The 11,603-nt window shown below is 64.7% G+C and carries 12 protein-coding genes, 1 tRNA gene and 1 pseudogene; 7 read left to right on the top strand and 7 right to left on the bottom strand.

Annotation, left to right across the window (positions count from 1 at the left end):
* From Q0R16_RS13715 to aroA, 3 genes are all read right to left on the bottom strand, one after another.
* Positions 1 to 451 (bottom strand): (d)CMP kinase (locus Q0R16_RS13715; protein WP_295637076.1); only part of this gene is annotated, 451 nt, incomplete at its 3' end.
* A 5-nt stretch (positions 452 to 456) separates the two neighbouring features.
* The gene (locus Q0R16_RS13710; RefSeq protein ID WP_295637070.1) at positions 457 to 711 is read right to left on the bottom strand and encodes a hypothetical protein; all 255 of its coding nucleotides are present in this window, start codon (positions 709 to 711) and stop codon (positions 457 to 459) included.
* A complete protein-coding gene (gene aroA, locus Q0R16_RS13705; protein ID WP_295637067.1) occupies positions 708 to 2,051 on the bottom strand; it encodes a 3-phosphoshikimate 1-carboxyvinyltransferase in 1,344 nt (447 codons plus the stop codon). The genes Q0R16_RS13710 and aroA overlap by 4 nt, the downstream gene beginning before the upstream one ends.
* Positions 2,052 to 2,257: 206 nt before the next feature.
* Here aroA and Q0R16_RS13700 point away from each other — a divergent pair, with 206 nt between their 5' ends.
* The 4 genes from Q0R16_RS13700 to Q0R16_RS13685 all read left to right on the top strand — a co-directional run bounded on the left by Q0R16_RS13700 (position 2,258) and on the right by Q0R16_RS13685 (position 5,114).
* On the top strand, positions 2,258 to 2,569 hold the full coding sequence (locus tag Q0R16_RS13700; RefSeq protein ID WP_295637063.1) for an FYDLN acid domain-containing protein: 312 nt from the start codon (positions 2,258 to 2,260) through the stop codon (positions 2,567 to 2,569).
* Between the two features lie 179 nt (positions 2,570 to 2,748).
* A tRNA-Ala gene (locus Q0R16_RS13695) sits at positions 2,749 to 2,824 on the top strand.
* A gap of 178 nt (positions 2,825 to 3,002) precedes the next feature.
* Positions 3,003 to 3,194: a Flp family type IVb pilin gene (locus Q0R16_RS13690; RefSeq protein WP_295637060.1), complete on the top strand. Its 192-nt coding sequence runs from the start codon at positions 3,003 to 3,005 to the stop codon at positions 3,192 to 3,194.
* Between the two features lie 243 nt (positions 3,195 to 3,437).
* The gene (locus Q0R16_RS13685; protein WP_295637073.1) at positions 3,438 to 5,114 is read left to right on the top strand and encodes a formate--tetrahydrofolate ligase; all 1,677 of its coding nucleotides are present in this window, start codon (positions 3,438 to 3,440) and stop codon (positions 5,112 to 5,114) included.
* 436 nt (positions 5,115 to 5,550) lie between these two features.
* Here Q0R16_RS13685 and Q0R16_RS13680 read toward each other — a convergent pair whose 3' ends face one another.
* Positions 5,551 to 6,501, bottom strand: coding sequence for a 2-oxoglutarate and iron-dependent oxygenase domain-containing protein (locus Q0R16_RS13680; protein ID WP_295637058.1), 951 nt, complete (start codon positions 6,499 to 6,501; stop codon positions 5,551 to 5,553).
* A gap of 76 nt (positions 6,502 to 6,577) precedes the next feature.
* Here Q0R16_RS13680 and Q0R16_RS13675 point away from each other — a divergent pair, with 76 nt between their 5' ends.
* Positions 6,578 to 7,018, top strand: coding sequence for an EVE domain-containing protein (locus tag Q0R16_RS13675; protein WP_295637055.1), 441 nt, complete (start codon positions 6,578 to 6,580; stop codon positions 7,016 to 7,018).
* A gap of 78 nt (positions 7,019 to 7,096) precedes the next feature.
* Positions 7,097 to 7,345, top strand: a complete 249-nt coding sequence (locus Q0R16_RS13670; protein ID WP_295637052.1) for a hypothetical protein — start codon at positions 7,097 to 7,099, stop codon at positions 7,343 to 7,345.
* A 7-nt stretch (positions 7,346 to 7,352) separates the two neighbouring features.
* On the opposite strand, the gene Q0R16_RS13665 is transcribed toward Q0R16_RS13670, so the two are convergent.
* A complete protein-coding gene (locus tag Q0R16_RS13665) occupies positions 7,353 to 8,672 on the bottom strand; it encodes an MFS transporter (RefSeq protein ID WP_295637048.1) in 1,320 nt (439 codons plus the stop codon).
* Between the two features lie 208 nt (positions 8,673 to 8,880).
* On the opposite strand from Q0R16_RS13665, the gene pgsA reads away from it, so the two are divergent.
* Positions 8,881 to 9,432, top strand: a complete 552-nt coding sequence (gene pgsA / locus Q0R16_RS13660) for a CDP-diacylglycerol--glycerol-3-phosphate 3-phosphatidyltransferase (protein ID WP_295637045.1) — start codon at positions 8,881 to 8,883, stop codon at positions 9,430 to 9,432.
* Positions 9,433 to 9,460: 28 nt separating this feature from the next.
* Here pgsA and Q0R16_RS13655 read toward each other — a convergent pair whose 3' ends face one another.
* Complete coding sequence (locus Q0R16_RS13655) at positions 9,461 to 10,525, bottom strand: tyrosine-protein phosphatase (RefSeq protein WP_295637041.1); 1,065 nt, start codon at positions 10,523 to 10,525, stop codon at positions 9,461 to 9,463.
* A gap of 10 nt (positions 10,526 to 10,535) precedes the next feature.
* Positions 10,536 to 11,603 (bottom strand): annotated as a pseudogene (locus tag Q0R16_RS13650) (TonB-dependent receptor); the annotation flags it as partial.

The following is an 11,603-nucleotide window of genomic DNA, read 5'->3' as shown; positions in this document are numbered from 1 at the left end:
TGGCATCTATCCCGCGCGCGTTCATTTCCTTCCACCGCCGCAGCGCGCGCGCGGGCACGCTGGCGGTGACGTAAAGCTTGGCCGGCGCATCGGGCGCGATCACCGTGCCGATGTCGCGCCCGTCGAGCACCGCGCCGCCGGACTGGCCGGCGAAGGCCCGCTGCCGTTCGAGCAGGGCCGCGCGCACCGCCGGGTGGATCGAGGCGCGGCTGGCGTAACCGCCGTTTTCCTCGGTGCGCAGCGCGGGGTCGGCGAGCAGGGCTTCGGGGAAGCCGCACGCGGCCAGCGCATCGGCTTCGCGATCGGGGTTTCCGCCGTTGCGCACGGTCTGCACGCCGACTGCACGGTACAGCAGCCCGGTATCGAGATGCGGCAAGCCGAAATGCGCGGCAAGCGCGCGGGCGATCGTGCCCTTGCCCGAAGCGGTGGGGCCGTCGACCGCGATGACCAGATCGCTCATGCCGGCTTCCCGCGATTGCGGATCGCGGCGACCAGGCCGGCGGCGGCGATCAGTCCCCAGCAGGTTTCGAGTACGGTCGCGGCCAGGTTGAAGTGGACCGACAGCGACGCCAGCAGCAGCACCGATCCGACGAGGTTGACCGCGTTGAACCACAGCTTGTCGAACGAAGGCGAAAAGTTGGCATAAGCGAAGGCCGCCAGGAACAGCGCGCTGCCGATCAAGCCGATCACGTCTGCCGCAAAGCCGCTCATGTCCCCATCGCTCCGGCGAGCAGGGCTTCGAAGGTCGGGAAGCTGGTGGCGATCGGGCGCGTATCATCGACCGTGACGCCGTGACGGCTTGCGAGCCCGGCCATCGCCATGCTCATTGCGATGCGGTGATCGAGGTGCGTGGAGACGGCCGCATTGTTCCCGCCCGAGAGCGGTTCACCGTCGCTGCCGTCGATGATCAGGCCATCCTCGGCTTCGGTCACCCGCGCGCCCACGAGCGTCAATGCGGCGTGCATCGCGGCGATGCGGTCGCTCTCCTTGACGCGCAATTCGTCGAGACCGCGCGTGACGGTGCGGCCCTTCGCCAGCGCAGCCGCGACGAACAGTACCGGAAACTCGTCGATCATGCTCGGCGCGATGGCCGGATCGACCTCGATGCCAGTCAGCGCGGAATGGCGCACCCGCAGATCGGCCACGGGTTCGCCGCCCACGTCACGGCGGTTCACTTCCTCGATTGCACCGCCCATCTGCCGCAGCACGTCGAACAGTCCGGCGCGGGTGGGGTTCAACCCGACATTTTCGATCACGAGGTCCGATCCGGGAACCAGCAGCGCCGCAACCACGAAGAACGCCGCCGAGGAGGGATCACCCGGCACGACAATGGTCTGCGGGCGCAATTCGGCCTCGCCGGTCAGCCGGATCACCCGCGCGCCAGCTTCGTCGATCTCGACCGTCAATTCCGCCCCGAAGCCGCGCAGCATCCGTTCGGAATGATCGCGCGTCGGCACCGGCTCGATCACCGTGGTCACCCCCGGCGTATTGAGCCCCGCCAGCAGCACCGCGCTTTTCACTTGTGCCGAGGCGACCGGCAGCCGGTATTCGATCGGCACCGCGGGGGCTATCCCGCGCATGGTCAAAGGCAAGGTCCCACCGGGCGCGCCAGTGAAATCGGCCCCCATCCGCGACAGCGGCTCGATCACCCGGCCCATCGGGCGGCGCGACAAGCTGGCATCGCCGATGAACGTCGCGGTGAGCGCGTGGCTGGCGAGCAGGCCCATCAGCAGCCGCGTCGAGGTGCCCGAATTGCCCATATCGAGCGCGGTGCGCGGCTGCATCAGCCCGCCGACGCCGACGCCGTGGATGCGCCATTCGCCATCCGCCTGCCGTTCGATCTGGGCGCCCATCGCGCGCATGGCGGCGGCCGTCGCCAGCACGTCTTCGCCCTCCAGCAGCCCGGTCACGCGGCTTTCGCCCACCGCCAGCGCCGACAGCATCAGCGAGCGATGGCTGATCGACTTGTCGCCGGGCACGCGAATTCGGCCGGTCAGGGGCCCGGTCGCGATGAACTGGCGCGGGATCGCCGGACTGGACGGATGGGACACGGGGGCAGGGCTTTCGAAGCTGGGCAACGGATGCAGGCGGAGCGGGCTTTTGACAGCGCGACTTGCGTATGGCAAGGCGCGCCGCGCGCCGGAGTGGGCAGGCCGGGGTGAGCAGACTGTCCGCCCTTGCAGCCGCCTCGTCAGACCCTATCTTCGCTTCGAGCTGTCGCTGCACAGGCGAAGCACACAATTTTTGAGGACATTTCATGGTCAAGCCAGAATGGGGCGCCAAGCAGAGCTGCCCGAAGTGCGGCACCCGTTTCTACGATCTGGGCAAGGACGATCCGGCCACTTGCGTCGAATGCCGTTATGCCTGGACGCCCGATCCGGTGCTCAAGTCGAAGCAGCCGATTCCGTATGAAGAAGTCAAGAAGCCCGAGGCTGTGGCCGACGTCGATCTGGCCGAGGAAGATCTGGACATCGACGAAGACGGCGATTCGCCCGACAACGATGTCGACCTGGGCGGCGACGATGATCTGGGCGTGGCCGGACACGACGACGACGCCGTGGAAGTCTGATCGCTCGTAGCCCCGATCGGACCTTGTGCGATGCGCAAGTCCGATCGGGGCGAAAATCGCGCTTGCCAGTTGTGCAGGCGTTCGACTAAAGGGCCGCTTCCCGCAGCGGCAACCCACTCGATCGAGTGGGCTTTTCCAGCGGGCCGCGCCCTTCCCAACGGGCGCGCGCGATGGGTTCAGGGGCCTTAGCTCAGCTGGGAGAGCGCCTGCATGGCATGCAGGAGGTCAGCGGTTCGATCCCGCTAGGCTCCACCATCGCATTTTTTGCACCACGACATGTCCCGGCGGTCCGGCAGCCGTACGCAAACCTTGTTGAAGGGTTATCGCGTTAACCAGCCTTCATAAGACCGCGCCGTTGTGAATTCTTTAACCCAGTTTGCTACGAATCGGTTCGGGACAGCGCAAATCGCGCGGCTCCGACGGGGGATTCGGGATGAGGTTTCTGAGCAGGCTGGCGCAGGACATTGAAGGGGCCACGGCGATCGAATACGCATTGATCGCGGTGTTCATCGGCATTGCGCTGATCGTGTCGATGCAATCGCTGGGCAATGCGCTGTCGAACAACTTCGCGCTGGTTGCCAATGCCGAAAACAACGCCAACGCCACCGCCGCCGGGTCTGCTTGATCGGTGCGCGCCCGCTCACCGGCACCGTGATTCCGGTGACGAATTGGGGGTTTCCGGGCGTTGAAGGGGTGAAGGTTCGTTTGGCGGGCAAGCGAAATTCCTTGCGCGCGCTTGCATCGATCATTCGGCGGCATGGCTGACGCGGGCTTGAGGGTATCTGCATTGTCGCGGGATGTCGTCTGACGGGGCTCGCCCATGTCCCGGTGGACATTGCCCTGTCCTCGCCAAATGGTAGAGGACCCCATGCTGTCCGACATCGAGATCTCGCGCGCTGCCGCGATCCGCCCCATTTTCGAGATTGCCGAGCGTGCAGGAATCCCTGCCGCTGCAATCGAACCCTATGGTCATCACAAGGCCAAGATCGATACGCACCTGCTGGATAGGGGCCGCCTCGATCCGGGCGAGGCCGCCGGCAAGCTGATCCTTGTAACCGCGATCAATCCCACGCCGGCAGGCGAGGGCAAGACGACCACCTCGGTCGGCCTGGCAGACGCGCTGAACCGGATCGGCAAGCGCACGATGCTGTGCTTGCGCGAACCGTCGCTGGGCCCGTGCTTCGGCACCAAGGGCGGGGCTGCCGGGGGCGGCTATGCGCAAGTCGTGCCGATGGAAGACATCAACCTCCATTTCACCGGCGATTTTCACGCGATCACCAGCGCGCACAACCTGCTCGCGGCAATGATCGACAATCACATCTACTGGGGCAACGCGCTCGAGATCGACGTACGCCGGGTCACGTGGCGGCGCGTGCTGGACATGAACGATCGGGCATTGCGCGACATCGTGCAATCGCTTGGCGGCGCCGTTAACGGTTTTCCCCGGCAATCGGGGTTTGAAATCACCGTCGCTTCCGAAGTGATGGCGATCCTGTGTCTCGCCGACGGGCTCGCCGATCTCGAGGCGCGACTCAGCCGGATCGTGGTGGGCTACACGCGCGACAAGCGGGCGGTAACGGCGCGCGATCTCAAGGCAGACGGCGCCATGGCCGTGCTGCTGGCGCAGGCGATCAAGCCCAATCTTGTCCAGACGCTCGAAGGCAATCCCGCGCTCGTGCATGGCGGCCCGTTCGCCAACATCGCGCACGGCTGCAATTCGGTCATAGCGACGCGGACCGGGCTCAAGCTGGCCGATTATGTCGTGACCGAGGCCGGCTTCGGCGCGGACCTGGGCGCGGAGAAATTCTTCGACATCAAGTGCCGCCAGTCGGGCCTGCGGCCCGATGCGGTGGTCATCGTGGCGACGGTCCGGGCACTCAAGATGAACGGCGGCGTGGCCAAGAGCGATCTTGCCCACCCCGATGTCGAGGCGGTCCGGCGCGGGGCGGTCAACCTGGTCCGGCATATCGAGAATGTCCGCCAGTTCGGCGCGCCCGCGGTGGTCGCGATAAACCGCTTTCACACCGATGACGACGAGGAACTGGCGGCGATCGTGGCGGTCGCCGAAGCGCACGGATCGCAGGCCACGATCTGCACGCATTGGGCCGATGGCGGCGCCGGTGCGGAGGAACTTGCGCGGCGCGTGGTCGAAATCGCCGACGCCGCGTCGCAATTCGCCCCACTCTATGACGATGCTATGCCGTTGTTCGAAAAGATCAACACCGTCGCGACCCGCATCTACCGCGCCGAGGCGGCGGTGGCCTCGCCCGAAGTGCATGCGCAACTCGCGCGGTGGGAGGAGGCGGGCTACGGGCATCTCCCGGTGTGCATCGCCAAGACTCAATACAGCTTTTCGACCGACCCGGCCGCGCTCGGCGCGCCGACCGGGCACATCGTGTCGGTGCGCGACGTCCGGCTGGCCGCAGGCGCAGGCTTCGTGGTCGCCATTTGCGGCGAGATCCGGACGATGCCCGGCCTGCCGCGCGTGCCCGCTGCGGAGACGATCCGGGTGGACGCCGATGGACGGGTCCAGGGTTTGTTTTGAAGCTCGCGTTCAACTCTGCCGGTGAACGTGCGCTGGGCGGGACTCTGCTTTCCTACATGGCGATGATGTGTCTTAACCTGCGCGATGATCCGCAGCCTCCCCCTGGCATTCGCGTCCGTTCCGGTTTCTCGGACCCGCGAATTTGCTCCGGAGTGGAAGGTCACACTTTCGGGGTGGGATCGGTGGGGTCTGGAGCGGGCTGACCAGCGCGTCGATGCTGTGATTGGCATCGGTAAAAGGGAGGTTCGGCAACGACTTGAAGCGCAAACTTCAGAAGCAAAAGCCTACGCCGAAGGCGCCTCCAGTCCCCCGAACGTCACACAGTTTCACACCCCGTCTCGCGTCAATATCCCAAGCCCCCGTGATGCAAGGCGCGAACCTTTGGTGGGTCGCATTTGCAAGGCAAATGCCTGGGGCCATTGCGCGCGGGAGGCTCCTACTTCTTCAACCCGATCTCGCGCAGCCGTTCCTGCAGGTAATCATCGGCGGTGATCGGCGCTTGCCCGTCTTTTGGGGAATACCGATCCGGGTTCTCCGCCGTCACGCACCCCGGCAGCGTGTGAAACGGGAAATCGCTGCGCAAGTGCAGGAAGAACGGCATCGAATAGCGGCTGTGCAGCGCACGCGCGCCGGCCGGGTTGCGGACACGGTGGGTGGTCGAGGGGAGGACGTGGTTGGTCAGGCGTTGGAGCATGTCGCCGATGTTGACCACCAGCGCGCCGGCGGGCGGGTTGACGTCGAGCCAGGTGCCATCCTTGGCCAGAAGTTCGAGGCCGGCTTCCTCGGCGCCGAGCAGCAGCGTGATGAGGTTGATGTCCTCGTGCGCGCCGGCGCGGATGGCGCAGCTTTCGGCGTCGGGGACGGGGGGGTAATGCAGCAAGCGCAGCACCGAGTTGCCGTCGGCGATGGCGGGGTCGAACCACTGGGCGTCAAGGCCCAGGGCAACCGCGATGCGCGACAGGAGGCGCGCGCCGGTGTGGTCGAGCGCGGCGTAAAGCGCTTCGAAGGTCTCGCGGAAGTGATCGGGGCGGGTGGGCCACACGTTTGGCGGCATCGATTCGCGCAACGGGTGATCGTCGGGCAGGTCGCGGCCGACGTGCCAGAATTCCTTGAGGTCGTGAAGCTTGGCGCCCTTGGCGATTTCGGTGCCGAACGGAGTGTAGCCGCGTGCGCCCGACTGACCTGACAGCGCGTAGGCACGCTTTTCATCCTCGGGCAGCGCAAAGAATTCGGCGGTCAGGCGCCAGGCTTCGTCGATCAGCGCGGGATCGATGCCGTGATCGCGCACCATCGCGAAGCCGAAGGTGCGGAAGCTTTCGCCCAGTTCGCGCGCCAGCGTGGCGGGATCGTCGGTCAGCGACAGGACGGGAAGGGTGGACAGAGTCATTGTGGCCCTCGGCAGAAATTGCGTTTATGCGCCGCCTCATACAAACTTTCTGGTGGCCTGACATGACGAAAAATCCATGACCGAAACGACTGAGCGACGCTATTGGCTGATGAAATCCGAACCTGACGCCTATAGCTGGGACGACCTGAACGCCGAGGGCGAGGGGACATGGGACGGGGTGCGTAACCATCTGGCCGCGCGCAATTTGCGGACGATGGCCAAGGGGGACTGCGCGTTTTTCTACCATTCGAACATCGGGCTCGAAATCGTGGGAATCATGACGATCAGCAAGCCGGGGCTGACCGATCCCAATGACCCGACGGGCAAGTGGGCGGCGGTCAAGGTCAAGCCGGTGAAGCCGCTCAAACGCGCGATCACGCTCAAGGAGATCAAGGCCACTCCCGAACTGGCCGAAATGGACCTGCTGCGCCAGTCGCGGCTGTCGGTGTCCGAAGTGCGGCCGACGGAGTGGGAATTTATCCTGGCGATGTCGAAGCGGAAGCTGCCTCAAGGTTAATGTCCCACTGCGGAACGGATGGCAGATCGGGGCGATCGGGCGGGTGCCAAGTGGTGAATCAAGCGTTAAGATCGCATGATGAACAGACCACTCGTCCTCACCAGCGAAGCCGCTCGGCATCCGTTCCGGCGCTCGCTCCCCGCGCATGTGCTGCGGGCCATGCCCAGCTTCGAACCCGAAGTGATTGCCGCGCAGGAACGGGCGGAAGCAAAGTCGGCGCTGCGATCACCCAACGTCGATCCGCGGGCGTTGACGCGGGCTGACGGCAAGGATTTCCTGTTGGCGTTCGTGTCCGGGTTCGTCGCGTTCAGCCTGTGGCTCGCCTGACTTCGGCTTAGTGCCGCCCTTCGGCGACCGCTTTGCATTCGGCTTTGTAGAGCATCCAGCCGAGCCACGCCGAAACGATGCACATGCCCGCGCTCAGCAGCAACTGGTCGACGATCGCCACGTGGATCGCGCTCAAGGCCACCGCGAGGCCCGAACCGACTACCATCGCGCCCGAATTGACGATGTTGTTGGCGGCGATCGTCCGCGCGGTTTCGCTTTTGTCCGAAATGGTGGTCAGGAACGCGTAGAGCGGCACGACGAACATTCCGCCGGCCACCGCTATGCCGAGCAGCGACCCTAGCAGATAGGGCGCCAGCGGTTGCCCGATGAACATCGGCACGCTCATCAGCCCGCCCTCGGGGCTGGTGGCCCAGGCTTTGCAGACCAGGTACAGCGCCACGATGAACAGGCCCATCGCAATGACCGACGCGGGGGAATAACGCGCCGATACGCGGCCCTTGAGCAGCGCGTTGACCGAGACCGAGCCGATCGCGATCCCCACCGAGAAGATCACCAGGAACAGGCTGGCCACTTCCTTGCTGGCGCCCAGCACGTTCTTGGCGAGCGGCGGAAACTGGATGAACAGCACCGCGCCGATCGTCCAGAAGAAGCTGATCGCCATGATTGCCAGGAAGATGCGGCTTTCGTGCGCGGTCTTGTTGACGAGCTGGAACGAGGCCCGCAGCAAGTGATAATCGAGCGGTTCCCCCTTCTCCGCCGGCGGAGCGGGGGGGACAGCTCGCGACGTCAGATAGCCGACCACCGCGGTCGCGATCACGCCGACTGCCGCCCATTGCACCGGAATCCAGCCTGCCAGGATCGTGCCGCCCAACACCGCGATATAAGTGCCGGCCTCGACCAGTCCAGTGCCGGCCAGCACTTCGTCCGGATGGAGGTGCTGCGGCAGGATCGCGTATTTGATCGGGCCGAAGAAGGTGGAATGCACGCCCATCAGGAACACGCCTGCCAGCATCAGCGGGATCGCGAATTCGGTCACCGCGATGCCTTTCCAAGCCATCACCAGGCCCAGTGCGCCGATCGCCATGATGGCAATCTCGCAGGCCTTGATGATGCGGATGATCTTCGCCTTGTCGCGCATGTCGGCCAACTGGCCCGAGAGCGCGGACAGGATGAAGAACGGCAGGATGAACAGCGCCGAGGCGATGGCGGTGAACTTCGCTTCCTCGGCTTCGGAATTGTAGAGGCTGTAGACCACGAACAGCACGACGGCGTTCTTGAACAGGTTGTCGTTGAACGCGTTCAGCAGCTGGGTCACGAACAGCGGCAGGAAGCGCCTCGAATGGATGAGGTGCGTGGAAGTCGTCATTCGAACCCTGTCAACATCCCTCGACGTAGCACTGTTGCCAAGCCGGACCCCGGCCTTTTCGAGCGCGACCCTAGCGACATGGGCCGCACGAACAAGGGCCATGACAAAGGATTCGCACAGCCACAGTCCGCGCCTTTTTGAGTATCGCAGCGCCGATCGGCAAAAACCGGTTCCCACTTCGGGAAGCGATGTTCTAGGACATGACGCGATGCTGACCCTTCCAAACATCCTGACGCTGTCGCGGATCGTCGCGGTCCCGCTGCTTGTTGCCCTGCTGTGGTTTCCGCATTGGCCGGCCGGCTATGCGATCGCCTTTGCGCTTTATGTGCTGATGGGGCTGACCGATTACTTCGACGGCTATGTTGCACGAGCGCAGGGCACCGTCTCGCGGCTGGGCGTGTTCCTCGATCCGATCGCCGACAAGATCATGGTCGCCTCGGTCATCCTGATCCTGGTGCACAACAACGATATCCACGGACCTCAAGTGGTGGCCGGGCTGGTGATCCTGCTGCGCGAAATAGCGGTGTCGGGCTTGCGTGAATTCCTGGCCGGGGTGGCGGTATCTGTGCCGGTCTCGCAACTGGCCAAGTGGAAGACCACGCTGCAACTGGTGGCGCTGGGAGCGCTGATCCTGTCGGGCGCGGCGCCGTTGCAGAACTGGATTCACCAGGTCGGCATCGCGGCGCTGTGGGGTGCAGCGGTGCTGACGCTGATCACGGGCTGGGATTACTTGCGCGTGGGCCTCAAGCACATGGATTGACGCATTGATTGACGCGATCGGGGCGCAATCACTCGAGATAATCCTTGCGCAATTGCGCGCGTTCGGCCGGGCCGACACCGAGCTGCTTTTCGAGATAGGTGTCCATTGAACCCCAGCGGCGGGCGATCTCGGCCAGAGCGAAGGTGAGGAACGGGGTGCCGTCCCCGGTCAGCAGCGGGGTGGGCCGGGGCACCGGCTTGCCGTCGGCCGGGCGATAATGCGCGAACATCGCGGCGGCGGGATTGCCTGGGAACTGCGCAGGATCGATCGCGGGCATCTCGTATTCGGGATGGCGGTACTGGGTCGACAGCAGGTAATCCTTGATGACCACCTCGCGCGGCACGCCAAGCGCCGACAACAGGATCGCGCTGGCGATCCCGGTGCGATCCTGCCCGGCCGAACAATTGGTCACAACCGGCGCCTGCTTGCGCAGCAGCGTCGCGAACAGCACGTGCAATTGCGGTTCGAGCAGGTCGATCATCGCCGGATAACCGGTCTCGGGCGTAAATGCGCCCTTGGGCATGATCGCACCGAAGCTGTAGCCGACCGCGGTGTAGGGCACACTGGTAATGCGGCTGGGCGCAAGCTGGCGTTCTTCCGACGAGCGCAAGTCGATCATCTGCCGCAGGCCCAGGGCGGCAATCTCGGCCCGGTCGGGCTCGCTAAGCAACGGGGTCGCGCCCGAACGGAACAGCAGGCCCCAGCGCACGGTCTTGCCATCGGCAGCGAGATATCCGCCAAGGTCGCGGAAATTCGATCCTTGGTCGAGTGGCAGCACGCGTTCGGCCACCGTCACCACGGTCTGGTCGCGGGTGTCCTTGAGGAAGAAATAGGGCCGGGCGTGCGCCGGTGCGGGCAGTTCCAAAGCGCCCCTGGCGTTGGCGCGCGCGATCACCTTGCCCTTGGCGACATCGGTCCCATCGGCCTCGATCACGTCCACCGGCGCAGTGTTCTGCCAGCGCACCAGCAGTTGCCCTTGCGCGGTGCGTTCGACGCTGGCGTCGACGACACGCGCGCTGGCCGTGACGCTTGCCGTCATGGCCAGCGTCACGGTCAACGCGGCCGCGAGTGATCGAAATTGCGGTATGATCATCGTGCGTCCCTTAGAACCTGATGCTCAATTCGCCGCCGAACGTACGCGGATCGTTGAAGAAACCCGCGATGCCGGCGGTGGCCGAGCCCGACTTGTAGAACAGGTGCTGCTCGTCAAACAGGTTGCGCGCCCAGAACGCCACCGTCAGCCGGGCGCCATCGTGGTTCATGTCGATATCCGCGATGGCGATCCGCGCGTTGACCACGAACGCCTTGTCGCCCTTGGGCTGCGCAAACAGCACCGCGCGGGTGGTGGGATCGTAGTTCGAGTCGGTGTTGTTGGCATAATAGCCCGAATCGTAGTTGCCATCGATGTGCATGCGCAGCCTGGCGCCCATCAGCGGGGTTTCGTAATCGATCGCGCCGTTGGCAGAATATTCGGGGGTGTAGCTCTGGTAGATCGGGATCGGCACGGTGATGAACACGCCGCCGGTCTGCGGGAAGGGGTTGAGGGTGTCGGGGATCTTGACGCTGTTGTAGGCGAAACTGCCGCTGAGCGTCAGTCCGGCGACCGGCGCCACTGTCAATTCGGCTTCCACGCCCTTCAAGCGGCCGGTGCCCGGCGCGTTGACGGTGTTTGTGGTGGTGCGCGTGGTGTTGACCACCACACCGTTGATGACGTCCTGATAGAGGCCGCTGAAATCGACCTGGATGTTCTTGTAAGTGCCGGTATAGGCCGCGAGGTTCAGCCGCGCGTGGTGATCGAAGAACTCGGTCTTGGCGCCGATCTCGAACATCTGCACGGTTTCGGGATTGAACGCTGCGTAACTGACCGAGCGCGAATTGGCGCCGCCCGAGCGGTAGCCGGTGCTGAACTTGCCATAGACGTGGATGTCCTTCGCAACGTCGATCGCCAGGTTGAGGAGCGGGTCGACGCGCGACTTCGAATAGACCAGCGGCACCGGCGCCTGCACGTTGACGCCGTTGACGGGCAGGATCGGCGCCGCGCCGTTCACGGTGAACAGCACGCCGCGCTTCTTGTCGTTGGTGTAGCGCAACCCGCCGGTCAGGTGGATGATGTCGTCACCGATGGCTGGGGTGTAAGTGGCCTGCCCGTAAAGGCCGATGCTGGTGGTCTT

The organism is Novosphingobium sp., from assembly GCF_025351285.1.
Classification (GTDB): domain Bacteria; phylum Pseudomonadota; class Alphaproteobacteria; order Sphingomonadales; family Sphingomonadaceae; genus Novosphingobium.
Note: the sequence above shows the minus strand (reverse complement) of the source record. Positions and strands in the feature narration are given on the sequence as shown.